At 68.6% G+C, this 24,555-nt stretch carries 23 protein-coding genes; 9 read left to right on the plus strand and 14 right to left on the minus strand.

All coding sequences use genetic code 11. The annotated features are described in order from the left end of the window. Positions 1-106 precede the first annotated feature (106 nt). Genes nrdF through nrdH form a run of 4 tightly spaced genes read right to left on the minus strand, consistent with a single transcriptional unit; the run spans position 107 to position 3,970 of the window. Positions 107-1,084: a class 1b ribonucleoside-diphosphate reductase subunit beta gene (gene nrdF, locus AC1DCT_RS05905; RefSeq protein ID WP_441976367.1), complete on the minus strand. Its 978-nt coding sequence runs from the start codon at positions 1,082-1,084 to the stop codon at positions 107-109. 36 nt (positions 1,085-1,120) lie between these two features. Beyond that, positions 1,121-3,298 (minus strand): class 1b ribonucleoside-diphosphate reductase subunit alpha, encoded by a 2,178-nt coding sequence (gene nrdE, locus AC1DCT_RS05910; protein WP_440733658.1) that lies wholly within the window; start codon positions 3,296-3,298, stop codon positions 1,121-1,123. After that, positions 3,280-3,717, minus strand: a complete 438-nt coding sequence (nrdI, locus tag AC1DCT_RS05915) for a class Ib ribonucleoside-diphosphate reductase assembly flavoprotein NrdI (protein ID WP_440733659.1) — start codon at positions 3,715-3,717, stop codon at positions 3,280-3,282. The genes nrdE and nrdI overlap by 19 nt, the downstream gene beginning before the upstream one ends. Before the next feature lie 19 nt (positions 3,718-3,736). Next, positions 3,737-3,970 (minus strand): glutaredoxin-like protein NrdH, encoded by a 234-nt coding sequence (gene nrdH / locus AC1DCT_RS05920; protein WP_045273567.1) that lies wholly within the window; start codon positions 3,968-3,970, stop codon positions 3,737-3,739. 458 nt (positions 3,971-4,428) lie between these two features. On the opposite strand from nrdH, the gene AC1DCT_RS05925 reads away from it, so the two are divergent. Both AC1DCT_RS05925 and AC1DCT_RS05930 read left to right on the plus strand, forming a co-directional pair. Continuing rightward, a complete protein-coding gene (locus tag AC1DCT_RS05925) occupies positions 4,429-5,592 on the plus strand; it encodes an MFS transporter (RefSeq protein ID WP_477428434.1) in 1,164 nt (387 codons plus the stop codon). A 124-nt stretch (positions 5,593-5,716) separates the two neighbouring features. Beyond that, positions 5,717-7,084 carry an aspartate aminotransferase family protein gene (locus AC1DCT_RS05930; protein WP_477229485.1) on the plus strand — a complete coding sequence of 456 codons (1,368 nt, stop codon included), beginning with the start codon at positions 5,717-5,719 and terminating at the stop codon, positions 7,082-7,084. 104 nt (positions 7,085-7,188) lie between these two features. Here the strand turns inward: AC1DCT_RS05930 and AC1DCT_RS05935 are convergent, their stop codons facing one another. The 7 genes from AC1DCT_RS05935 to AC1DCT_RS05965 form a co-directional block, all read right to left on the minus strand. Continuing rightward, entirely contained in the window at positions 7,189-7,749 is a 561-nt protein-coding gene (locus tag AC1DCT_RS05935; protein ID WP_477428002.1) for a dihydrofolate reductase family protein, read from the minus strand. A gap of 127 nt (positions 7,750-7,876) precedes the next feature. Then, positions 7,877-8,809 carry an RNA polymerase subunit sigma-70 gene (locus tag AC1DCT_RS05940; RefSeq protein ID WP_440733662.1) on the minus strand — a complete coding sequence of 311 codons (933 nt, stop codon included), beginning with the start codon at positions 8,807-8,809 and terminating at the stop codon, positions 7,877-7,879. Between the two features lie 23 nt (positions 8,810-8,832). After that, on the minus strand, positions 8,833-9,756 hold the full coding sequence (locus tag AC1DCT_RS05945) for an ABC transporter permease (RefSeq protein WP_233311385.1): 924 nt from the start codon (positions 9,754-9,756) through the stop codon (positions 8,833-8,835). After that, positions 9,753-10,643, minus strand: coding sequence for an ABC transporter permease (locus tag AC1DCT_RS05950; protein WP_233311386.1), 891 nt, complete (start codon positions 10,641-10,643; stop codon positions 9,753-9,755). Before AC1DCT_RS05950 ends, AC1DCT_RS05945 begins: the two co-directional genes overlap by 4 nt. After that, entirely contained in the window at positions 10,636-11,829 is a 1,194-nt protein-coding gene (locus AC1DCT_RS05955; RefSeq protein WP_477428005.1) for an extracellular solute-binding protein, read from the minus strand. The genes AC1DCT_RS05950 and AC1DCT_RS05955 overlap by 8 nt, the downstream gene beginning before the upstream one ends. Beyond that, the gene (locus tag AC1DCT_RS05960) at positions 11,829-12,977 is read right to left on the minus strand and encodes an ABC transporter ATP-binding protein (RefSeq protein WP_477229490.1); all 1,149 of its coding nucleotides are present in this window, start codon (positions 12,975-12,977) and stop codon (positions 11,829-11,831) included. Before AC1DCT_RS05960 ends, AC1DCT_RS05955 begins: the two co-directional genes overlap by 1 nt. Before the next feature lie 170 nt (positions 12,978-13,147). Next, positions 13,148-13,420, minus strand: a complete 273-nt coding sequence (locus tag AC1DCT_RS05965) for a metal-sensitive transcriptional regulator (protein ID WP_440733666.1) — start codon at positions 13,418-13,420, stop codon at positions 13,148-13,150. Between the two features lie 52 nt (positions 13,421-13,472). Between AC1DCT_RS05965 and AC1DCT_RS05970 the strand changes: the two genes are divergently transcribed. The 3 genes from AC1DCT_RS05970 (at position 13,473) to AC1DCT_RS05980 (ending at position 16,166) form a co-directional block, all read left to right on the plus strand. Further along, positions 13,473-14,747 (plus strand): DUF445 domain-containing protein, encoded by a 1,275-nt coding sequence (locus AC1DCT_RS05970; protein ID WP_440733667.1) that lies wholly within the window; start codon positions 13,473-13,475, stop codon positions 14,745-14,747. A 134-nt stretch (positions 14,748-14,881) separates the two neighbouring features. Next, positions 14,882-15,784, plus strand: a complete 903-nt coding sequence (locus tag AC1DCT_RS05975; RefSeq protein WP_477428007.1) for an agmatinase family protein — start codon at positions 14,882-14,884, stop codon at positions 15,782-15,784. Between the two features lie 7 nt (positions 15,785-15,791). Continuing rightward, a complete protein-coding gene (locus tag AC1DCT_RS05980) occupies positions 15,792-16,166 on the plus strand; it encodes a YrdB family protein (protein ID WP_477428009.1) in 375 nt (124 codons plus the stop codon). A gap of 13 nt (positions 16,167-16,179) precedes the next feature. Here the strand turns inward: AC1DCT_RS05980 and AC1DCT_RS05985 are convergent, their stop codons facing one another. After that, the gene (locus AC1DCT_RS05985; RefSeq protein WP_440733671.1) at positions 16,180-16,827 is read right to left on the minus strand and encodes an SDR family oxidoreductase; all 648 of its coding nucleotides are present in this window, start codon (positions 16,825-16,827) and stop codon (positions 16,180-16,182) included. 53 nt (positions 16,828-16,880) lie between these two features. Beyond that, positions 16,881-17,876, minus strand: a complete 996-nt coding sequence (locus AC1DCT_RS05990; protein ID WP_477428010.1) for a LacI family DNA-binding transcriptional regulator — start codon at positions 17,874-17,876, stop codon at positions 16,881-16,883. Between the two features lie 176 nt (positions 17,877-18,052). Between AC1DCT_RS05990 and AC1DCT_RS05995 the strand changes: the two genes are divergently transcribed. The 4 genes from AC1DCT_RS05995 to AC1DCT_RS06010 all read left to right on the plus strand — a co-directional run bounded on the left by AC1DCT_RS05995 (position 18,053) and on the right by AC1DCT_RS06010 (position 23,327). After that, positions 18,053-19,318 (plus strand): sugar ABC transporter substrate-binding protein, encoded by a 1,266-nt coding sequence (locus tag AC1DCT_RS05995; RefSeq protein ID WP_440733673.1) that lies wholly within the window; start codon positions 18,053-18,055, stop codon positions 19,316-19,318. Between the two features lie 2 nt (positions 19,319-19,320). After that, positions 19,321-20,457 (plus strand): carbohydrate ABC transporter permease, encoded by a 1,137-nt coding sequence (locus AC1DCT_RS06000; RefSeq protein WP_477229492.1) that lies wholly within the window; start codon positions 19,321-19,323, stop codon positions 20,455-20,457. Next, the gene (locus tag AC1DCT_RS06005) at positions 20,454-21,332 is read left to right on the plus strand and encodes a carbohydrate ABC transporter permease (RefSeq protein WP_477229493.1); all 879 of its coding nucleotides are present in this window, start codon (positions 20,454-20,456) and stop codon (positions 21,330-21,332) included. Before AC1DCT_RS06000 ends, AC1DCT_RS06005 begins: the two co-directional genes overlap by 4 nt. Before the next feature lie 135 nt (positions 21,333-21,467). Next, on the plus strand, positions 21,468-23,327 hold the full coding sequence (locus AC1DCT_RS06010; RefSeq protein WP_477229494.1) for a glycogen debranching N-terminal domain-containing protein: 1,860 nt from the start codon (positions 21,468-21,470) through the stop codon (positions 23,325-23,327). A gap of 15 nt (positions 23,328-23,342) precedes the next feature. Here the strand turns inward: AC1DCT_RS06010 and hutI are convergent, their stop codons facing one another. Beyond that, the gene (gene hutI, locus AC1DCT_RS06015) at positions 23,343-24,506 is read right to left on the minus strand and encodes an imidazolonepropionase (protein ID WP_477428012.1); all 1,164 of its coding nucleotides are present in this window, start codon (positions 24,504-24,506) and stop codon (positions 23,343-23,345) included. Positions 24,507-24,555: the final 49 nt, after the last annotated feature.

Raw genomic sequence — 24,555 nt, forward strand, 5'->3', positions numbered from 1 at the left:
TCTGGGGCATCAGCGGCCGCCGCGAAGCAGGCTGATCCTCCCCCTGACGACAAGAGGCCCGGATCCGCGGTGAACGCGGATCCGGGCCATACTCACAAGCTGCGACTCAGAAGTCCCAGTCCTCGTCCTCGGTGGCCTCGGCCTTGCCGATGACGTAGGAGGATCCGGATCCCGAGAAGAAGTCGTGGTTCTCGTCCGCGTTGGGCGAGAGCGCCGACAGGATCGCCGGGTTCACGTTGGTCACGGTCGCGGGGAACATCGCCTCGTAGCCGAGGTTCATGAGCGCCTTGTTCGCGTTGTAGTGCAGGAAGCGCTTGACGTCCTCGGTGAGGCCGACGCCGTCGTACAGATCCTGCGTGTACTGCACCTCGTTGTCGTAGAGCTCGTACAGCAGCGAGAACGTGTAGTCCTTCAGTTCATCCCGCTTGGCCTGGTCGAGAGTCTCGAGGCCGCGCTGGAACTTGTAGCCGATGTAGTACCCGTGCACGGCCTCGTCGCGGATGATGAGGCGGATGAGGTCTGCCGTGTTGGTGAGCTTCGCCCGCGACGACCAGTGCATCGGCAGGTAGAAGCCCGAGTAGAACAGGAAGCTCTCCAGCAGGGTCGAGGCGACCTTGCGCTTGAGCGGCTCGTCCCCGCGGTAGTAGTCCATGACGATCTGAGCCTTCTTCTGAAGGTTCGGGTTCTCCACCGACCAGCGGAACGCCTCGTCGATCTCCTTCGTCGAGCACAGCGTCGAGAAGATCGAGGAGTAGCTCTTCGCGTGCACCGACTCCATGAACGCGATGTTCGTGTAGACGGCCTCCTCGTGCGGGGTGATCGCATCGGGGATGAGCGAGACGGCGCCGACGGTGCCCTGGATCGTGTCCAGCAGCGTGAGGCCGGTGAACACCCGCATGGTGAGGGTCTGCTCCTCGGCGGTGAGCGTGTTCCACGACTGGATGTCGTTGGACAGCGGCACCTTCTCGGGCAGCCAGAAGTTGTTCACCAGACGGTTCCAGACCTCGAGGTCCTTGTCGTCCTGGATGCGGTTCCAGTTGATCGCCTGGACACGGTCGACCAGCTTGAGCGGTTCGGGGGTCATGTCTCTTCCTTCAGAAATCCCAGATCGAACGACGGATCACAGCGTGCAGCTGACGCATTCGGCCATGTCGGTGCCCTCGAGGGCCATCTGACGCAGGCGGATGTAGTAGATCGTCTTGATGCCCTTGCGCCACGCGTAGATCTGCGCCTTGTTGATGTCGCGCGTGGTGGCGGTGTCCTTGAAGAACAGCGTCAGCGACAGGCCCTGGTCGACGTGCTGGGTGGCAGCGGCGTAGGTGTCGATGACCTTCTCGTAGCCGATCTCGTAGGCGTCTTCGTAGTACTCCAGGTTGTCGTTCGTCATGAACGCCGCCGGGTAGTAGACGCGGCCGAGCTTGCCTTCCTTGCGGATCTCCACCTTCGCCGCGATCGGGTGGATCGAGCTCGTCGAGTTGTTGATGTAGGAGATGGATCCGGTCGGCGGGACGGCCTGCAGGTTCTGGTTGTAGATGCCGTGCTCCTGGATCGACGCCTTGAGCGCCTTCCAGTCGTCCTGCGTCGGGATGTGGTGACCGGCGAACATGTCCTTGACCTTGTCGGTCGCGGGCACCCACTCCTGATCGATGTACTTGTCGAAGAACTCACCGGACGCGTAGGTCGAGTCGGCGAATCCGTCGAAGGTCTCGCCGCGCTCGATCGCGATCCGGTTCGATGCGGTCAGCGCGTGGAACAGCACGGAGTAGAAGTAGATGTTGGTGAAGTCGACACCCTCTTCGGAACCGTAGAAGACGTGCTCGCGAGCGAGGTAGCCGTGCAGGTTCATCTGGCCCAGGCCGATCGCGTGCGAGCGGTCGTTGCCGTCCTCGATCGAACGGACCGAAGCGATGTGGCTCTGCTGGCTGACCGCGGTCAGGGCGCGGATGCTCATCTCGACGGTCTTGGCCAGGTCGCCGCCGTCCATCGCCAGGGCGATGTTGAGCGAGCCCAGGTTGCAGGAGATGTCCTTGCCGATCTGGTCGTACGAGAGGTCCTCGTTGAACGTCGTCGGCGTGTTCACCTGCAGGATCTCGCTGCACAGGTTGGACATGTTGATCCGGCCCTTGATCGGGTTGGCCTTGTTCACCGTGTCCTCGAACATGATGTACGGATAGCCCGACTCGAACTGGATCTCGGCGAGCGTCTGGAAGAACTCGCGCGCGTTGATCTTGGTCTTCTTGATGCGCGGGTCGTCGACCATCTCGCGGTACTTCTCGGTGACCGAGATGTCGCCGAACGGCACGCCGTAGACGCGCTCGACGTCGTACGGGGAGAACAGGTACATGTCCTCGCCGTTCTTGGCGAGCTCGAACGTGATGTCCGGCACGACGACGCCCAGCGACAGCGTCTTGATGCGGATCTTCTCGTCGGCGTTCTCGCGCTTGGTGTCGAGGAACCGCATGATGTCGGGGTGGTGCGCGTTCAGGTACACCGCGCCGGCGCCCTGACGCGCGCCGAGCTGGTTCGCGTACGAGAAGGAGTCTTCGAGGAGCTTCATCACGGGGATGATGCCCGAGGACTGGTTCTCGATCTGCTTGATCGGGGCACCCGACTCGCGGATGTTCGAGAGCAGGAGCGCCACGCCGCCGCCGCGCTTGGACAGCTGCAGGGCGGAGTTGATGCCGCGGGCGATCGACTCCATGTTGTCCTCGATGCGCAGCAGGAAGCAGCTGACGAGCTCGCCGCGCTGCGCCTTGCCGGCGTTGAGGAAGGTCGGGGTCGCCGGCTGGAAGCGGCCGGAGATGATCTCCTCGACCAGGCCCGTCGCGAGCTTCTCGTCGCCGTCGGCGAGGGCGAGGGCGGTCATCACGACGCGGTCCTCGAAGCGCTCCAGGTAGCGCTTGCCGTCGAAGGTCTTCAGCGTGTAGCTCGTGTAGTACTTGAACGCGCCCAGGAACGTCTCGAAGCGGAACTTCTTCGAGTATGCGAGGTCGTTGAGCTTCTGGATGAACTCGAACGAGTACTTCTCCAGGACGGCGCCCTCGTAGTACTCCTTCTCCACGAGGTAGTCCAGGCGCTCCTTGAGCGAGTGGAAGAACACCGTGTTCTGGTTGACGTGCTGCAGGAAGTACTCCCGCGCCGCGCGCTTGTCCGCGTCGAACTGGATCTTGCCGTCCGCGTCGTACAGGTTCAGCATCGCGTTGAGGGCGTGATAGTCGAGCCCCTCGTACGCTGCGTTGGCCTTGAACGCGATCTCGCCCTTCACCGGCGCTGAGTCCTTCACTGCTGCTTCCACCATCGTTCCAATCCGTCGCTCACGCGATCGACATCGTCCTGTGTGCCGTAGATCTCGAGCCGGTACAAGTGGGGCACGTGGCACTTGCGGCTGATGATGTCACCGGCGGCGCAGAACGCGTCGCCGAAGTTGGTGTTGCCTGCGGAGATCACTCCGCGGATGTGTCGCCGGTTGCGCTCGTCGTTGAGGAACCGGATGACCTGCTTGGGTACGGCGCCCTTCTCGACGCCGCGACCCTGCCCGCCGCCGTAGGTCGGCGTGACCAGCACGAAGGGCTCATCGATGACGAGCGGCTCCTCCGTGCTGTGCAGCGGGATCCGCCGCGCCTCCAGGCCCAGCTTCTCGACGAACCGGGCAGTGTTGCCCGAGATGCTCGAGAAGTAGACCAGCAGCGGCGCGGCGGTCGCGGTGGCGGCGTTCATGAGATCGCCTCCTCCGCGATTACGCCAGGCGAGCGGCGAGCTCGTCGATCTTGTCGGGACGGAAGCCCGACCAGTGGTCCTCGTCGGTGACGACGACGGGAGCCTGCAGGTAGCCGAGCGACTTCACGTGCTCGAGCGCCGCAGCGTCCTCCGAGACGTCGTGGATCTCGTACTCGATGCCCTTCGCGTCAAGCGCGCGGTAGGTCGCGTTGCACTGCACGCAGGAGGGCTTGGTGTAGACCGTGATGGACATGTATTGCGCCTCTTCTTTCCCCTCAGAACCCGACTATCGGGCAGGTGGCCCCGCCGGGAGTTCAATACTACATATAGGTACGGACATTCAGGTCGACCACAAGGGCTAGTAGTTACAACCCTGTAGTTTTCCACCGTATTCCACCGCTTCGCCACAGGTTCTCCACGCTTTTGTCCACAGCCCCGGGCGGCCGCGGAGCACCCCCGAACCGCGATTTCCTGCGGGTCGCCGACACCCCGACCGGATCCCTCCACAGATCCGACGCTAGGACGGGCCGCGGACATTCCTCAGCCTGTGGAAATCGCCCTCCGGCGTGTCGTCGGCGTGTCGCGCCGAGCCCTCCCTTAGCCGCGCTCGATCGGCCGGGAGGCCTGCTCTCCGCACCGCGAGACCTGTAGCGTTGGTCCGTGGCCGGATCGGGATACAAGGAGCTTCTGCGCGTACCGGGAGTCGGGCGCATCATCGCCGCACAGCTGACGGCGCGATTCCCGAACGGCATGGCGAGTCTCGCGATCCTGCTTCACGTGCAGCACGCGACCGGATCCTATGGAGCGGCCGGGCTGGTGCTCGCGGCGTCGTCGATCGGACAGGCCGTGTCCGGGCCTGTCACCAGCCGCTGGATGGGCCGGTGGGGCATGCGCCCCGTGCTCACGCTGACCCTGTCGATCTGCGTGCTCGCCTTCCTCGGGCTGGCGTTCTTCTCGTTCCTGCCGCTCGCCGGCTACGTGGTGCTCGGCCTGATCGCGGGGCTCTCGACCCCGCCAATCCAGTCCGCCGCGCGCACCATCTACCCGAAGCTCGTGAACTCCTCACAGCTCACGCCGCTGTTCTCACTGGACGCATCGCTGCAGGAGATCATCTGGATCGTGGCCCCGGTCGTGATCACGATCGTCTCCACGCAGATCGGCACCGTACAGGGCCTGCTGCTCGTCGCCGCCGTGCTCGTGGGCGGCGGCGCCTGGTTCATCCTCTCCCCCGAGGTCGGGCGCGTGCGCATCCCGCGCAGCCGCCGCGGCTTCGGCGCCGTCGTGCTGAAGCCGCCGGTGCTGCTGGCCACGGTCGTCGGCTTCCTCCTCATCGGCGCCTGCGCGGCCGTCGAGGTGGGCGTGGTGAAGACCTTCGACCACGGGGGACTTTCGGCAGGTCTGGTGCTCGCGGTCTTCTCGGTGGGAAGCCTCGTCGGCGGTCTCGCCTCGGGCCACGTGCCGATGGGCCCCTGGGCCATGGCCCGCCGGCTCACCATCGTGACCGTCGGGCTCGCGCTCACGATGGTGTCCCTCAACGTGTTCTGGCTCGGCGGCACTCTGCTCGCCGCCGGCATCGGGGTCGCGCCGGCGCTCGCGGTGCTGTTCGCGATCACGTCGGCGAGCGTGAAGTTCTCCGAGACCGCCGAGGCGTACGGCTGGGTCGGCACCGGCCAGCTGATCGGCGCGGCCGCCGGATCAGCGATTGCCGGCTTCCTCATCGACAGCATGCACAGCCCCACCGGGGCCTACCTCGCAGCGACGTGCTTCGCCGCCGTCGCGCTGATCGTCTCGGTCGTGTTCGTGCGCTTCTTCCCCGACCTGCGCGGCCGCGACGCCGCGCCGATGCCGGACACCGAGGCCGTCTCCCTGCCCTGAGCGGTCGTCCGACCCACCACACGAGCCCTGCCGTCGGAGCCTCGACCTCGGAATCCGCAGGATCCGGGGATCTCAACCTTCGATATCTGTTGTCATTTCCGATTTCGAGTGACAAGATCGGAGCATGAGCGCCGATCTGCAACAGAAAGCACACGATCACCTCTGGATGCACTTCACCCGGCAGTCCACGATGGACCGCAACGGGGTGCCGATCATCGTCCGGGGTGAGGGACACCACATCTGGGACGACACCGGCAAGCAGTACATCGACGGGCTCTCGGGCCTGTTCGTCGTCAACGCGGGCCACGGCCGCAAGCGCCTCGCCGAGGCCGCGGCGAAGCAGGCCGAGCAGCTGGCCTTCTTCCCGCTGTGGTCGTACGCGCACCCCGCCGCGATCGAGCTGGCCGACCGCCTGGCCGGCTACGCCCCGGGCGACCTGAACCGGGTCTTCTTCACCTCGGGCGGCGGCGAGGCCGTCGAGACCGCCTTCAAGCTCGCCAAGCACTACTGGAAGCTGCAGGGCAAGCACACCAAGCACAAGGTGCTCTCCCGCGCGATCGCCTACCACGGCACCACGCAGGGCGCGCTTGCGATCACCGGCATCCCCGCGATGAAGGCCATGTTCGAGCCGGTCACCCCGGGCGGCTTCCGCGTGCCCAACACGAACATCTACCGCGCGGCGGAGATGGGCGCGCCGACGGACCCCGAAGCGTTCGGCGTCTGGGCCGCCGACCGGATCGAGGAGATGATCCAGTTCGAGGGCCCCGACACGGTCGCCGCAGTCTTCCTCGAGCCGGTGCAGAACTCGGGCGGCTGCTTCCCGCCGCCCCCCGGATACTTCCAGCGCGTGCGCGAGATCTGCGACCGCTACGACGTGCTGCTCGTCTCGGACGAGGTGATCTGCGCGTTCGGCCGGATCGGACACATGTTCGCCTGCGACGCCTACGGCTACGTGCCCGACATCATCACCTGCGCCAAGGGCATCACGAGCGGATACTCCCCCCTGGGCGCCGCGATCGTGAGCGACAAGATCTACGAGCCGTTCGCGCACGGCGACATGTCGTTCCCGCACGGCTACACCTTCGGCGGACACCCCGTGTCGGCCGCGGTCGCCCTGGAGAATCTGGACATCTTCGAGGAGGAGAAGCTCAACGAGCGCGTGCGCGAGAACTCGCCGCTGTTCCGCGCAGAGCTGGAGACCCTGCTCGATCTGCCGCTCGTCGGCGACGTGCGCGGCGATGGCTACTTCTTCGGGATCGAGCTGGTCAAGGACAAGACCACACGGGAGACGTTCGACGACGACGAGTCGGAGCGCCTGCTGCGCGGGTTCCTCTCCGGCGCGCTGTTCGATGCCGGCCTGTACTGCCGCGCCGACGACCGCGGCGACCCCGTGATCCAGCTCGCGCCGCCGCTCACCATCGGGCCTGCGGAGTTCCGCGAGATCGCCGGGATCCTGCGCGGCGTGTTGACCGAGGCCGAGTCGGTTCTGTAGTCGCTGGGGACGCGACAGGGGGGAGGCCGGATCCTGGATCCGCCCTCCCCCCTTCTTCTGCGCTCGCGCCGCGCTCGGCAGTCTGCGATCGTGCCGCGCGAGGCTCAGCGCGACGGCGTCGCGATCACCAGGCTCGTCGGGCCGACCTGCTCGACGCTCACGAGGTCGAGGGCCATGCCGCCGGGGAATAGCCGCCGGCCCGCCCCGGTCGCCGTGGGGAACACACGCAGCCGGTACTCGTCGACCGCGCCTGCCGCGACGAAGCGCTCGACGAGCGACCCGCTGCCGATGACGATGACGTCGCGCTCCGCGGCGGTCTCCCGCGCCCAGCCGACCGGATCCGTCTCGACCCGCCGGGAGTTCTGCCACCGGGCGAGGTCTATTTCGCCGCCCGTGACGACCGCCTTGTCCGCGGCGTTCAGCGCGCGGGCGAACGGATCCGTCTCGTCGCGCGGCGGCCACAGGGCCGAGAAGGCCTCCCAGGTGCGGCGTCCGAACAGGAAGATCCCGGTCTGCAGGATCGGGCCGTAGTGGAACTTGTCCCCCGAGATCGCCTCGGGACCGTGCCGGAAGCACCACCCGCCGAACGGCGTACCGTCGGATCCGTCCGGATCCTCCACGACGCCGTCGAGAGTGATGAACTGCGCCACGATGATGCGTGCCATGTCGTGCTCCTCGCCTCGTGCCCCGATGCGGATCCTCCGCGGAGGGCTTCATGAGGGTGTACGGGCGAGAGCAGCCGAACTCATCGGTGCGGGCGGAATCCGTACGGGCGGGATCCGTTCGGACTCGTCAGACTGCGACGATGCCCTCGCGCTCGAACAGGGCGAACAGCGCCTCGTCGCGGTACACCAGCACGTGCCCGATCCGGGTTCCCGTCACGTCGGCTTCGAACAGCTGCACCGTGTGCGGGTGCGGGCCGTCGTCGTCGACGCGCAGGAGCAGGAAGCCGTGCTGCCCGTTGGCCGAGATCGGACGGGTCTGCCAGCCCGTCCCCTGCCAGTCGAACAGGTGCGCCATGAACGCGGCGTAGGTCTCCCGACCGATCGACCAGAACGGCACGGGCGGCATCTCGAACAGCACGTCATCGGCGACGAGCTCCGCGAGCGCGGCGACGTCGGCCTGCTCGATGGCGCGCGCATACCGCTCGACCGTCTCGCGCCGCAGCGGGGCGGGGCGGGAGGATCGCTCTGCGACAGCCGCCTTCGCGCGCTGCAATGCCGAGTTCACCGACGGCACGCTCGTCTCCAGGATCCGGGCCGTCTCCGCCGCGGAGTGCCCGAGCACTTCGCGCAAGATGAAGACCCCGCGCTGCTTCGGCGGCAGCGCCTGCAGCACGAGCGTCACCGCGAGCCGCACCCCGGAGGCTTCGGCGACCGCCCGCTCCGGCTCGGAGTCGGCCCACCAGCGGGTCGGCGCAGGCACCAGCCAGGGCACGTCCAGTGCCGGCACCAGGGGCGCGCCGACGTCGATGCCCGGGTCCGTGAGGTCGCGTGGGAGCGGGCGTCGCGGTGTCTCGCGGAGCCGATCCACGCACACGTTGCGCGCGATGCGGTACACCCACGTGGACAGCGCCGCCTTGTCCGGATCGTACGACGCCCGGCTGCGCCAGGCCCGCTCGAGCGCATCCTGCACCGCGTCCTCCGCATCGAACGGCGAACCCAGCATCTGATAGCAGAAGGCGAGCAGGCCGCCGCGGAGAGCGGCGAGGTCGGGGGCGTCCACGCAGCCGAGGCTAGCCGCCCCGATCAGCCTCCCGCCATCGTCCGAGCGATGTCGGCGGCGGAATCGCCCGCCTTCTTCAGGACCAGCGCCACCAGCGCGAGCGCCCCGAGCGTCAGCACGAGCATGATCGTGGACACTGCGGCGATCTCCGGGCGCAGGCCGCTGCGCAGCGCGCTCAGCACGTACACGGGCCAGGGCGTGGTGCCGGAGACCTGCACGAAGGCGGAGACGATCGTGTTGTCGAGCCCCAGCGTGAACGAGAGCAGGAAGCCCGCGAGGACGGCCGGCATCGCGAGCGGCAGCGTGACCTTCGCGAAGGTGGTGAACGGCTTGGCGTAGAGATCCGCCGACGCCTCCTCGAGCTTGGCGTCGAGGCCCACCAGGCGTGCCCGCACGATGTAGGACACGATCGCGATGGAGAACAGCGACTGGCCGATCACCAGGCGCACGGTGCCGTCGTTGAAGATCGACAACCCCAGATCCTGACCGAGGAACACGACCCAGGGCAGCAGCGCCACCGCGTCCACGATCTCGGGCGTGACCGAGATCAGCAGCAGCAGGCCGAGGAACCACGGCACCCACTTGCCGGGTGTGCGCGCCATCGCGATGCCGGCGAGGGTGCCCAGCGCCGTCGCCAGCACGGCGGCGATGAGGCCGGTGCGCAGCGAGACCAGCACCGCGTCGCGGACGGCCGGCTTGGTGACGATCGCGGCGAACGAGTCGAAGCCGAAGTGGTCCCACGAGATCAGCAGCCGGCCGACATTGAACGAGTAGACGATCACGACGGCGATCGGCAGGAACAGGAAGACGAACACCAGCGTCGCCCACAGCGGCAGCAGCCAGCGGCTGACGTTGCGCGGCGCCTTCGCACGGCGACCGGATCCCGCCCGGGTCGTGGACGGTGACGGATCCGCCTGCTCGGCGGGGCGTTCTGCGACGACGGTCATCGTGCGTCCTCCAGCGTCAGTCGGTAGCTGCGGCGGATGGGGATCGTGACGAGCCAGCCGATCGCCGCCATGACCCCGATCGACAGGGCGATCGTGAGGATGAGCAGCACGGCCATCGCGGATCCGAGCGCCCAGTTCTGCGCGGTCTGGAACTGGCTGGCGACGATCTGACCGACCATGTTGCCCTTCGCGCCGCCCAGGACGGTCGCCGTGATGTAGTCGCCCATGAGCGGGATGTAGACCAGCAGCACCCCGGCGATGATGCCGGGCTGCGCGAGCGGGATCGTCACGCGGAAGAACGTCTGCCAGCTGCCGGCGCCGAGGTCCTTGCTCGCCTCGCGCAGCGGTCCGCTGACCCGGTCGAATGCCACGAACAGGGGCAGGATCATGAGCGGCAGATAGTTGTAGACGACGCCGAGCAGCACCGCACCGCGGGTGTTCAGGATCCCCAGGGGCCCCGGGATCACGCCGAGGAACTGCAGCGCGTGCGAGAGCCAGCCCTCGGGCGCCAGGATGATCTGCCAGCCGATCGTGCGCACCAGGAAGTTGGTCCAGAACGGCACCATCACGAGCGCGAGGAACATCCCGCGCCGGCTCGGTGCGCACTTCACCGCGATCCAGTACGCGACGGGAGCGCCGATGATCAGGCACAGGGCGGTTCCGGCGATGCCGACCCAGAGCGTGTTCTGAAAGGTCGCGAAGAAGGTGGGCGAGAGGGCCTCGACGTAGCGATCGAAGGACAGCTTGTCGTTCGCGTTGGTCGAGAAGATGCTCGGCTTGTAGCCGAAGCTGTACCAGACCACGACGCCGATCGGGACGACGAAGAAGACGAGCAGCCACACCCAGGCGGGCAGGGCCAGACCGAAGCGGATCCTGAGCTTACGCACCGGCGGCCGCCTTCGTCGCGTTCCAGATCGACACGATCCGCTCCTGGGCCTTCGTGAATTTCCCCTCGTGCATCGTGGCGATCTGCTCCTCCGCGAAGAAGACCATGTCGAGGTTCTCCAATCCCGCCTCCTCGGCCCGCTGCTGATTGCCCTCGACGCCGGTGTCGTAGCCGATATAGTCCATCTGCTTCACCTGCACGTCCGGCGCGATGATGAAGTTGATGAAGGCGTGCGCCGCCTCGGGGTGCGGCGCCCCCTTCGCGATCGACCAGTTGTCCATCCAGATCTCGGTCGCCGGGGCCCCCAGCACCCACTGCCAGCGCACCGGATTCTTCGATGCCGCGATCCCGGTGCGCGCGTCGCCGTTGTACACCTGCACGAGCGCCGCGGTCGCCTGCGGGATGATCTGTCCGCCGGGTGCGGAGTCGAAGGAGATCACGTGCGGGGCGATCTCCTTCGTCATGAACGCTTCGCAGTCCGCGAGGTGCTTCTCGTCCGTCGTGTTCCAGTCGATCCCGTGGGACCAGAAGTAGATGCCGCACATGGGCGCCGGGTCATCGAGGAGGGAGGTCTTCCCGGAGGCCTCGTTCTGCGCCGCATCGATGAAGTCGGCCCACCCGGTCAGTTCCCGCTTGATCACGGTCTTGTCGTAGGCGAAGCCCGTCGTGCCCCATGCCTTGCAGATCGAGTACTCGTTCTTCGGATCGAACGTGCGGTGGATGAAGTGGGGGTTCATCGTCTGGAAGTTCGGGATCAGGTCGAGGTTCAGCCGCTCCAGCAGACCGTTCTCGGCCATGGGGAGGATGAACGGACCCGTCGGGACGACGATGTCGTAGCCCGACGTGCCGCGTGCGGCGACCAGCTTCGCGACGAGCTCCTCGTTCGAGTTGAACGCGTCGACGACGATCTTCGGCCCCTTCTTCTTCGTGAAGGCGCTCAGCAGATCCGGATCGTCGTAGTCGCTCCAGGTGTAGATCGAGAGCTTGTCCTCGAGCGGACCGCCGTTCGCCTGGGATGCCGCCGACGCCTTCTGCGGGGCGCAGGCGGTGAACAGCACGGCGCCGGAAGCCGCAAGCGCGGTCGCGAGGAAGCCGCGCCGGGTCAGCTCGGCACCGATCTTGCGTGCGGAGGGAGCGTTCGCGAGCACCCGCACCGGGGGCTGGCCGTGAGCGCCGCCGTGCGCCATCAGGCCGCTTCCTTGGGCAGAGCGATCACGTGGGTGGCCGTCTCGGGGATCCCGTCGCCGGCGAAGATGCGCACGTCGGCGTCGCTCCAGGTGCAGCGCACAGCGTCGCCGACGGCCACCGCCGGCGCGCCGGGAGCGGGGATCCGCACCAGGAAGGTCTGCTCGCGGCCCACGTCCACGGCGACCTGCAGGGTCTCGCCCAGATGCGAGACGCCCAGCACGGTGCCGTCGAGGCCGGGTTCGTCCGCACGTCCCGCAGGAGCGAGCCGCACGAACTCCGGGCGGATCGCGGCGACAGCGGAGGATCCCGGCGCGCTCTGCTCCCCGCCCCAGCGTCCGTACACGGTTCCTGCGAAGGTGTCGACGGCGTCGCCGCCGAGTACCGTCCCGTGCAGGAAGTTCTGCTGGCCGATGAACGATGCCACGTAGGCCGAGGCCGGCTCGGCGTAGATGTCGGCGGGGGCGGCGAGCTGCTCGATCCGCCCCGCACGCATCACCGCGATCCGGTCGCTCATCGACAGCGCTTCCGCCTGATCGTGCGTGACGAACACGAAGGTCGTGCCGAGCCGCGACTGCAGCAGCTTCAGCTCGAGCTGCATCTCCTCGCGCAACTGGCGGTCGAGGGCCGCAAGCGGCTCATCCAGCAGCAGCACGCTGGGACGATTGATCAGGGCACGGGACAGTGCGATGCGCTGCTGCTGCCCGCCACTCAGCTGGGTGGGCTTGCGGTCCGCGAAGCGGCGCAGTTGCACCATGTCGAGGGCCTCGGCCACGCGTTCGCGCTGCTCGGCCTTAGGCACTCCGCGCTGCTGCAGTCCGTAAGCGACGTTCTCCGCCACCGTCATGTGCGGGAACAGCGCGTACGCCTGGAAGACCGTGTTCACCTCCCGCTTGTGCGGGGGAAGGCCGAGGACGCTCCGGCCGCTCAGGCGGATGTCGCCCTCGTCGGGGTGCTCGAAGCCCGCGATCATGCGCAGGGTCGTGGTCTTGCCGCATCCCGAGGGACCGAGAAGGGAGAGGAACTCCCCCGGCCGGATCGACAGCGACAGCCGGTCGACGGCCGTCGCCTCACCGTAGTACTTGGTGACGCCAGAGATCTCGACGCCGCCGGTGGGCGCATCGGTCGTGCTCTGAGCAGGTACGGACATGGGACCGCTCATGGAACCTCCACAGTGAGTTCTTCGCTGCGGAGAGTCTGGCACAGGATCTGCGCTCAGTACAGAGGAAAACGTAGGTTCACTGGATTCCGACGACGATATTCGTTGTCTATTTGATGCCTATCAACGAATATGCGTGTTTCGGTGTCGTTTCGCGCGAGCTACTTCGCCTGGAAGTCGAACGCCTTCAGGAGCTCCTCGATGGCCTGCTCGCGCTGCTCGCCGCCCTCGTCGAACATGTGCGCCACGTGCGTGCGCAGGTGGTTCTCCAGCAGCAGCTTGTTGAGGGATTCGAGAGAGCGCTGGATGGCGCGGGACTGCGTGATGATGTCCATGCAGTACTCCTCGCCCTCGATCATCTTCGCGACGCCGCGGAGCTGCCCCTCGAGGATGCTGGTGCGGTGCAGGGCGCGCTTCTTGATGTCTTCGATCACGAGGTAGAGAGTACCGCCCGCCTCGCGGGTGGGGCTCTGCAAGGATGGGCGCATGGCGCGCGCCCGTGAAGCACTGCTGTCCCCGGCGGATCTGGAGCGCCTGCGCGCCCTACGGCAGATGAAGGCCGTCGCCCTCGCCGCTCTCGGCGTGATGGCGGTCGCGTTCGTCGTGGCCTTCTCGCTGCAGCAGCGCTATCCGTGGCTGGAGTATGTACGCGCGGCAGCGGAGGGCGGCATGGTCGGCGCCCTGGCCGACTGGTTCGCCGTGACAGCCCTGTTCCGCCGCCCGCTCGGACTGCCGATCCCGCACACCGCGATCATCCCCAGCCGCAAGGACGAGATCGGCCGCACGCTCGGCGAGTTCGTCGAGACCAACTTCCTCTCCGCGGAGGTCGTGCGTACGAAACTGTCCGAGACCTCCATCGCCGCGCGACTCGGATCCTGGCTGCGCGTACCCGCACATGCGGAACGGGTTGCGACAGAGGGATCCACCATCGCCTCCGCTGTGCTGCGCGCCCTCAGCGACGACGACGTGCAGAGCGTGATTGCGGAACTCGCGCGCGAGCATCTGGTCGAACCGGAGTGGGGCACGCCGGCGGGGGCCTGGCTGCAGCGCATCGTCGAAGCCGACGCCCATCGCGACGCCGTGGACCTCGCCGTCGACAGCATCGCGACCTGGCTGGATGGCAACGCCGCAGCGTTCCAGGGTCTGCTCTCGCGCCGGCTGCCGGGATGGGTGCCACGGCTGGCCCACCGCTTCGTGGACGAGGCCGCCTACAACGAGGCCGTGCGGTTCGTGCGAGCGGTGCAGGCCGATCCGCGCCATCCCGCCCGGCGCGCTCTGGACGGATACCTCGCCCGCCTGGCGAACAACCTGCAGCACGACTCCGCCACGCGGGCGCGCCTGGAGAACGCCAAGGCGGCCCTGTTCGACAGCCCGCGTGTGGGCGCCTTGGCCGCCGAGGCGTGGAACGCGGCGAAGACCGGGCTGCTGTCGGCGCTCGCGGATCCGGAGAGCGGGCTGCGCCGTCGCGCCGCCGTGGCGATCGGCGAGCTCGGCGATCGCCTGGCCACCGAGGACCCGCTGCAGCACCGTGTGGACGGCTGGGTCACGGACGCCGCGGTGTTCCTCGTCGACCGCTACCGGCACGACATCGCCTCGATCATCACCGACACCGTGGAGCGATGGGATCCGGCCGAGACCACGGAGAAGATCGAGCTCATGGTCGGCCGCGATCTGCAGTACATCCGCCTGAACGGCACCGTGGTCGGAGCGCTCGCCGGGCTCGCGATCTTCGCGGTGGCGCACGCCGTCATCCCCGTGTAGCCCCGCTCGCGACGTATAGACCACTTGCCCTGTCTCGGTTCTCAGACACTACGCAGCCCGGCACGGCAGTGCGGATCCCGACGAGTGGCACTCTGGACAGCGGATGCGACCGCGCGTCCGGGAAGGGACTCCTCATGGCACTGTCGCACGATCCCCTCTGGCCCCGTGGAGGCGACTGGCCCGCGTTCGGCACGCACGCCGACGCCGTCCTGCTGGGCGTTCCGACCTGGCGGACCTCGCTCTCGCCGACCGGCGCGCACGCGACGCCCGCCGCGATCCGCGACGCGCTGCGCCGCTACAGCCCGACCCTGATGGGTCCGCCCGTGGTCGATCTCAACGCCGTACTGCAGATCGCCGACGCCGGGGACGTGCACGAGCCGGACGGTGACGAGGGCGTGGCTCGGGCGATCGCGCGCGTGTCCGAGCTGTCCGCGGCATCGCGCCTCGTGATCGCGCTCGGCGGGGACAACTCCCTCACGTACCCTGTCGCGCTCGGATCCGGGTCCACAGGCCTCATCACGATCGATGCGCACTTCGACCTGCGCGACGGGGTGTCCAACGGCTCGCCTGTGCGTCGGCTCGTCGAGGACGCTCCGGACGGATCCGCGATCGATCCGCACCGGATCGTCCAGATCGGGATCGCGGACTTCGCGAACTCCGCCGCCTACGCCCAGCGCGCCGCGGACTGGGGCATCCGCGTGATCACCCTGGACGAGGTGCGCCGCCGCGGGATCGACGACGTCGTGGCCGAGGCGGTGGAGATCGCCGGCGCCGGAGACGCCTCACGCGTGCACCTCGATATCGACGTGGACGCCTGCGACCGCGCAGCGACCCCGGGATGCCCGGCGAGCGTGCCCGGCGGATTCGCGGCCTGGGAGCTGCGGGCCCTGGTGCGGCGCATCGCCTCCGACCCGCGCGTGGTCAGCGCCGACATCGCCGAGGTGGATGCCACCGCCGATGACGAGGATGCGCGCACCGTGCGCCTCGCCGCACTGTGCGTGCTGGAGCTGCTGGCCGCGCTGGCCGGCCGAGGCTGATCCGCCGATGACCGACCGTCCCGCACGCGATCCGTTCCTCGATGGCGGTCCCGCCCTGCGCACCGCCCTGGGGTTGCGGTTCCTGCTCGAGCTCGCGCTGCTGGCCGGTGCCGCGGTCGCCGCAGTGCGACTCCTTCCCGGCTGGCCGGGGTGGGTGGGCGCCATCGTGACGATCGTCGTACTGGCGGTCGTCTGGGGCCTGCTGCTGTCGCCCAAGGCGCGCTTCGACATCCGTCCCGCGGGCCGGGTGCTCCTGGAGACCGCGCTCTTCGGCGCCGTGGGAGCGGCGCTCTGGGCGAGCGGGCTCGGCATCGCCGGGGTCGCGCTCTTCGCCGCGTGGGCGCTGGACAGGATCGCCCTGGCCGTGCTCAACCGCGACTGAGCGCAGCGCGCGCTCAGAGTTCGCGCAGCGCCTCGTCGATCGGCCGGTCTCCCTCGTTGAAGCGGATCGTGCGGCGTATGGTCGCCGGCTCGAGCAGCGTCTGCGCGATGACGTGCGCGACATCGGCGCGGGATACGCTGCCCGAGGCCTCCGATGTGGCGTCGATCCGCCCCGTCGGCTCCTCCAGCGTGAGCCGGCTCGGCGCGAGCACGGTCCACTCCAGTCCGGACGCGCGCAGCGCCTCATCGGCCGCCGCCTTCGCCTCGGCATACGCGAAGAACGAGTCCGTCGCGGGTATGCCGTGCTCGGGCGAGGATCCGAAGTACGACACCATCACGTACCGTGCGACGCCCGCGTCGGCGGCCGCGTCCATGGACCGGACGGCGGCGTCGAGGTCGACGGCCCGGGTGCGCTCCGCCGAGCCGCCGCCGGCTCCGGCCGACCAGACGATGGCGTCGTGCCCGGCGATCAGCGTCGCCATCGCCTCCTTCGACGCCGACTCGACGTCGAAGACCACGGGATCCGCCCCTGTCGCACGCAGGTCGTCGATCTGCGCGGCGTCGCGGATCACCGCGGTCACCTGGTCGCCGCGCGCCGTGAGGAGGGGTTCGAGGAGAAGGGCGACCTTGCCGTGGCCGCCGAAGATCAGGATCCGTGCCATGCGTCCACGCTAAGCCCGAACCAGAGAGAACGGGTCGCTCGATCCGGATCCGCTCAGCGCACGACCAGACGCGGCTCGATCAGCGCGTGCGCCGTGCCCGCCAGAACGTCCCGCGGAGTGACCGTCTCGCCGGTCGGCCCCATGAGCAGTTCCACGGTCGCGGCTGCGACGTCCTCGGGACGCTGCTCGACGCTCGAGAAGCCGAGCGCCTCCGCGGTCGGCGTGTTGTCGAACCCGATCACCGGCACCCGTGCGGACCTGCCGGTCTCCGCGAGGAGCGCGCCGATCGCGAGGGAGTCACTCGCACAGACCACGGCGTCCACGTCCGCGCTCGCGGCGGCCACGACGGCTCGCGCCAGAGCGACGTCCTCCTCGCTCGTCCAGCGCGGTCCCACGGCCCCGGCCGCGGCCATCGCCTCACGCCAGCCGCGCTCCCGATCGTCGCCGGTGCCCGACCCCGTCGGCCAGCCGAGGAACGCGACCCTCGGGCCGAAGCCGAGGGCGTGCTCGGTCGCCGCCCGCGTGCCCGCGGCGCCGTCGACGTCGACCCAGAGATGCTCGGGCGCGGCGAGGTCGTCCTCGCCCCAGGGGCGGCCGAACGCGACGAAGGGCAGCCGCGCTTCACCGAGCCAGCGCGTGCGCGGGTCGCCGTGGAACGTGCCGGTGATGATGGCGGCGTCGATCTCGGAGCCCTCCCAGAGTTCGGCGAGGCGAGCGATCTCATCGTCCGCGGTCCGGGCGGCGTAGACGAGCATGCGCATGCCGCGCTCGCTGGCGCGCTCGGTGAGGGCGTGCACGAAACGGTCCAGGACTACGCCGGAGACGCCACCGACGTAGGGATCCAGGTGGATGCCGATCGTGGAGCTGCGGCGGGTGCGCAGCTGCCGGGCCGCCGCATGCCGGCGATAGCCCAGCTCGACGATCGCCTGCTGCACGCGCTCGCGCGTGGCGGGCTTCACGATCGCCGGGGTGTTCAGCACGTTCGACACCGTCTGCCGCGACACCCCGGCGCGCTCCGCCACATCCTCGACGGTCGGCGTCCTGGCCATGTCTCTCCCTCCCCGGATTCTTCACGGGATCCGGGACCACCTTCCCACCTTGACACCCTGCGCCCCTGCCGCCTAGCGTATTCGACACAGAGTTTGATCGTTCAAATTCTTGGGACGGCCTCCGTCGTCGCCGAGAAGCACACATCATCACGGATGCTCATCAAGGGAGAAGAGACATGACACGGCACAGCACGCGCGCCGCGATCGGGGCCGGAGCCCTCGTCCTCGCCGGCGCGATCGCACTCACCGGCTGCGGTTCGGGATTCTCCGGCGGCGACGCCGGCAGCAGCACCGGATCCTCGAAGCTCACATCGTCCGACAAGCCGCTGAACATCCTCATCGGATCCTCCGGCGACGCGGAGACCAAGGCCGTGAACGACGCCGTGTCCGCGTGGTCGAAGACCTCGGGCGTCAAGGCCACCGTGACCGCGGCGAGCGACCTGAACCAGCAGCTGTCACAGGGCTTCGCGTCCGGCTCCCCTGCCGACGTCTTCTACCAGTCCACCGACGCCCTGGCCGGATACGCCTCGAACGGATCCTTGCTCGCGTACGGCGATCTGCTCAAGAACAAGGACGACTTCTACCCGAGCCTGCTGAAGTCGTTCACCTACGACGGCCAGCTGTACTGCGCACCAAAGGACTTCTCGACGCTGCAGCTCGTGATCAACACCGACATGTGGACGAAGGCCGGCCTCACGGATGCCGACGTCCCCAAGACCTGGGATGAGCTCGCTGCCGTCTCGAAGAAGCTCACCGCCGACGGCCATGTCGGCCTGTCGATGAGCGGCGAGTACGCGCGCGTCGGCGCCTTCATGGTCGCCGCCGGCGGAGGGCTGATGAACGCCGACTCCACCAAGGCCACCGCCGACGCCGAGGGCAACGTGAAGGCGCTCGACTACCTCAAGGGCCTGCTCGGCGACGGCTCGATGAAGTTCGCCGCCGACCTCGGATCCGGCTGGGGCGGCGAGGCGTTCGGCACCCAGAAGGCCGCGATGGTCGTGGAGGGCAACTGGATCACCGGTGCGATGACGAACGATTACCCCACCGTGAAGTACAAGGCGGTCGAGCTGCCCGCAGGCCCCGACGGCAAGAAGGGCACGCTGCAGTTCACGAACTGCTGGGGCATCTCGGCCGACAGCAAGAACCAGAAGGCCGCCCTCGACCTCGTCGAGCACCTGACCAGCGCGGACAGCCAGCTCGCGTTCTCGAAGGCCTTCGGCCCGATGCCGTCGATCGCCTCCGCCGCAGATGCGTGGAAGAAGGACAATGCCGCTCTCGTGCCGTTCTTGAACGGGGCGGACTACGCCCAGGGCGTGCCGACCGCCAAGGGCGCCAGCGACGTCGTGACCGACTTCAACGGCAAGCTCGGATCGCTCGCGACGGGCGACCCGAAGGCGATCCTCGACGCCACGCAGAAGAACCTGGAAGCCCTGACCAAGTAATCATGGCCTCCTCCACCGTGCGGTCTCACCGTCCCGCGTCCCACCCTGGACTGCGGCGCGGTGAGACCGCATCGGGGTGGCTGTTCACCGCCCCGATGCTGATCCTGCTCGGCCTGTTCCTGGTCGTGCCCGTGCTCATGGCGCTCTGGGTGAGCGTGAGCGACTGGGGCGGGCGCGGCTCGCCCTTCTCCGGCGGCGTCTCGTTCGTGGGTCTGAAGAACTACGCCGCCCTGCTGCTCGGCGGCGGCCTCGCCGAGGCCGACTTCGGCATGAGCCTGAAGAACAACGCCTGGTACGTGATCCTCGTGGTGCCGTGCCAGACCGCGCTGAGCCTCTTCCTCGCCGTGCTCGTCAACCGGCAGATCCTCAAGGGCCGCGGGTTCTTCCGCACCGCGTTCTACTTCCCGTCGGTGACGAGTTCCGTCGCGATCACGGTCCTTTTCCTGTTCCTGTTCTCCACCACGGGGGCCGTGAACGCCGCGCTCGGCTGGCTCGGGATCAACGGACCGAACTGGCTCAACGACCCATCCGGGATCCTGCATTTCGGCGCCTCGTCCGGCCCTGCGGCCTTGACGGAGAACCACTTCCTCGGCGTCTCCTACTGGGACTGGATCGGCGGCCCCAGCGTCGCGATGTGCGTCTACATCATCATGGCGATCTTCACCACGAGCGGAACCTTCATGCTGCTGTTCCTCGCCGCACTGCAGAACATCTCCGGCGAGGTGCAGGAGGCGGCAATGATGGATGGCGCGAACGGATGGCAGCGGTTCTGGCGGGTCACGCTCCCGCAGCTGCGGCCCACGCTGTTCACCGTCCTCACGCTCGGACTCATCGGCTGCTGGCAGATCTTCGACCAGATCTACACCGGCACCCGCGGCCAGCCGGCGAAGACGACGATCACGCCCGCATACCAGTCGTACCAGTCGTCGTTCATCAACCAGGAATGGGGCCAGGGCGCCGCGATCGCGTTCATCCTGTTCGTGATCATCATCGTCTTCACGCTCGTGCAGCGCTGGGCGCTGCGCGAGCGAACCGTGTCCCGTCGCCGCAACCGGCCGTACGTGGAGGCCGCGCAACGCGCCGCCGCACGCGCCGCCGCCGACCGAGCACCCGCCACGAGTGAAGGAGCACCGCGATGACCGCCACCGCTCCCGCCCCGTTCGTCGCTCGGCGCAGGCGCTGGGGCACCGTGCGGATCGCCTCCACTTCGGTCCTGTACGCGCTGCTCATCGCCCTCGCGCTCGTCTACATCTACCCTTTCCTCATCCAGGTCGCGACGAGCTTCAAGACAGACCCGGACGCGGCGACGAACCCGCTCGCGATCGTGCCGCAGACGTTCACGACCGAGGCCTACACGCAGTTGTTCCTGCGCAGCGACTTCCCCACGTGGTTCAAGAACTCCGTGATCGTCACGATCGTGGTCACGGCGGGCCGGGTCTTCTTCAACTCGCTCGCGGGCTACGCGCTCGCCCGGCTCCGCTTCCGCGGGCGCAACGCCGTGTTCGCCGGACTCGTCGCCGTCATGAGCGTGCCGACCGTGGTGCTGCTGATCCCGAAGTTCCTCGTGATCAACACGCTCGGCATGTACGACTCCTACGCAGGCATGATCCTGCCGCTCCTCGTGGACGCTGCCGGGGTCTTCATCATGAAGAACTTCTTCGAGTCGATCCCGGCCTCGGTCGAGGAGCAGGCGCGGATCGACGGTGCGGGCACCTTCCGGGTGTTCTGGTCGGTCGTGCTGCCGATGGCACGACCCGCACTGATCACGATCGTGATCCTTTCGTTCCAGGGATCCTGGAACGAGCTGGCCCACTTCATCGTGTCGACGCAGTCCCCCGAGCTCACCACCCTCACCAAGGGCGTGGCGCAACTCGCCAACGGACAGCTCAGTCAGGGTCGGCAGTATCCGCTCAAGCTCGCGGCGGCGATCATCATGACGATCCCCGTGGCCGTGATGTTCTTCATGTTCCAGAAGCGCATCATGAACTCCAGTGACGGGGCGGTGAAGGAGTGACCGCCCGCTCCCCCACGATGCTCGCGTCGTGCGGAGGCCCGGCTCTGCCCTCTCCTCCCCTCCGCTGAACCCGCCCTCATCAACGTCCGGCCACCGCACACCCGCACACCCGCCCGCCCCTCACGAAGGAACCACATGACCGACACCCCGCTGCAGCCCCTCCTGAACGACGCCGTCATCGCACTCCAGGCGCCGACTCAGGTGTGGTCGGACGAGACCGGGGACATGGGCTCCGCGCCCATCCACGGTGTCTATCACGGCGACGTCCGGCATGTGCGGTCGCTGACGGTCGCGGTCGACGGCACCGCGATCGAAGCGATCGCGTCGTCCTCTCCGTCCCCGCAGCGCGCCGTGTTCACGAGCGTGCTGCGCGGCCTCGACGACGACCAGCCCGACCCCAAGGTGCGCCTCGAACGCACCCGCACGGTGCGCCCCGGCGGCGTCTCGGAGGAGATCCGGATCTCCTCGCACCGCGAGATTCCGGTACCGGTCGACGTCACCGTGCGCCTCGTGCCCGACTTCGAGCCCCTGCAGCGCGTCAAGGCGGGCCTCGCCGACGCCGGTGCATGGCGCTGGGACGGCGAGCGCGCATCCTCGGGCACCGGGTCGTTCGCCCTGACCGCGCCGGACGCGACGATCACGGCCGAGGAAGCCCTCGTGATCCGTTGGACCGCCGTGCTGCCGCCGCGCGCGGCGGTGGGCTTCTCCTTCGACCTGGCGCTCGAGGATCCGACGCTTGTCGTCACCTCGCCAGGCACCCCCGCCTATCCTGCCGTGCCCGAGACCCGGGATCCGCGGCTGCGGCGCTGGCTGCACCGTGCTGCCGGCGACCTCTCCGCACTGCGCCTGGCCCTGCCCGCCCATCCGGACGACGCCTTCTACGCCGCCGGGGCGCCGTGGTTCTTCACCCTGTTCGGCCGCGACTCGATCTGGGCTGCGCGGCTCGCGCTCCGCCAGGATCCGGCGATCGCCGCCTCGACGCTGCGGGTGCTCGCCCGCCTGCAGGGCACGAAGAAGGATCCGGCCACGGCCGAGGCGCCAGGGAAGATCCCGCACGAGCTGCGCAGCGGTGCGCTGTCGCTGCCGAGCGAGGGCGTGCACCTCCCCCCGCTGTACTACGGCACAGTCGATGCCACCCCGCTCTGGGTGTGTCTGCTCGCCGACGCTCGCGATGCGGGCATGCCCGAGGCGGAGGTGCGCGAGCTGCTGCCGAATCTGCGAGCGGCGCTGGCCTGGATGATCGACCACGGCGACGCGAGCGGATCCGGGTTCATCGACTACGTCGACGAGACCGGGCACGGCCTCGCGAACCAGGGCTGGAAGGACTCCGGCGACTCGATCCAGTGGCGCGACGGGCGCCTCGCCGAGGGTCCCATCGCTCTCAGCGAGGTGCAGGCGTACGCCTACGAGGCGGCGGTGCGCGGCGCCGGCCTGCTCGATGCGCTCGGCGAGGACGGCGGGAACGCACTGCGCGCCTGGGCGGTGGATCTCCGCACCCGGTTCCGCACCGCGTTCTGGGTGACCACGCCCGAGGGCCGCTATCCCGCGATCGCTCTGGACGCCCACGGCGCCGCGGTCGATTCGCTCACGAGCAACATCGGGCACCTGATCGGCACCGGCCTGCTGGATCCCGACGAGGAGCGCGCCTGCGCGGCGCTGCTGCTCGGCGACTCGATGTCGAGCGGGTTCGGGATCCGCACGATGTCGTCGGGGGCGGCGGGATTCTGGCCGTTGAGCTACCACGGCGGCAGCGTCTGGGCGCACGACACCGCGATCGCCGTGCACGGATTGCTGCGAGCGGGTCTGCGGGCCGAGGCCGCCGACATCGCGCAGCAGCTCGTGGACGCCGCCGAGGGGTTCGGCTACCGGATGCCCGAATTGCATGCAGGAGACGCCCGTGTGCTCGGCGTCACCCCCGTGCCGTACCCGGCATCCTGCCGTCCGCAGGCATGGTCCGCCGCAGCGGCCGCCGTGTGCGCGGACGTGTTGGGCTGAGTCCTACGGGGAGGATCAGACCGCGCGCACGCCGTCCTTCCACACCGCGTCGACCAGCGGCACACCGGGGCGGTACGCGAGGTGCACCCGGCTCGGGCTCTTCAGCAGCACGAGGTCGGCGCAACCGCCGGGGGCGATGCGGCCGATGTCTGTGCGGCGCAGGGCCGCGGCTCCCCCGGCGGTCGCCGCGTGGATCGCCTCGGCGACGGTCATGCGCATGTCGCGCACGGCGACGGCGATGCAGAACGGCATGGACGAGGTGAAGCTCGACCCGGGATTGGTGTCGCAGGCGAGCGCCACGGTGACGCCGGCGTCGATGAGCCGGCGCGCATCCGGATAGGGCTGCCGGGTGGAGAACTCCACGCCGGGCAGCAGGGTGAGGACCGTGTCGGATCCCGCGAGCGCAGCCACGTCCGTGTCGGTCAGGTAGGTGCCATGGTCGATCGAGGCCGCACCGAGCTCGACCGCGAGCTGCACGCCCTCGCCCGGACCCAGCTGGCTCGCGTGCACGCGCGGCTGCAGGCCGCGGGCGATGCCGGCCTCCAGCACCCGGCGGGACTGCGGCACGGTGAACGCGGCGGTCTCACAGAACACGTCGATCCACTTGGCGTGCGGGGCGCAGGCGTCGAGCATCTCGCCGACCACGAGGTCGACGTAGTCGTCGCCGCGGTCGGCGTACTCGGCCGGCACGACGTGCGCGCCGAGGAAGGTGACCTCGCGGGTGACCTCCGCGGCGAGGCGCACGAGGCGCTGCTCGGTCGCGACGTCGAGGCCGTAGCCGCTCTTGATCTCGACGGTGGTGGTGCCCTGCGCGAGCATCTCGTCGAGGAAACCGCGCAGGCGGATCCGCAGTTCGTCGTCGGTCGCCGCGCGTGTGGCGGCCACGGTCGATCGGATGCCGCCGGCGGCATACTTCTGCCCCTGCATCCGCGCCTCGAACTCGGCAGCGCGGTCGCCGCCGAAGACGAGGTGGCTGTGGCTGTCCACGAAGCCGGGGATCACAGCGCGGCCCTCCGCGTCCACGATCTCGTCGGCCGCCGGCGCGTCGGCCGCCGAGCCGACCCAGGCGACCCGCTCGCCCTCGATGAGCACGGCGGCGTCGTGCAGGGTGCCGCAGGGGTCGTCGCCGTCCGCGACGTTCGTCGTGAGCTCGCCGATGTTGGTGATCAGGATCCGCATGTCCTCAGCCTTCCGCAGAGTGGTGCGTCCCGCCTTGTGCCGGGCCCTT

The organism is Microbacterium sp. 10L49, assembly GCF_056395125.1.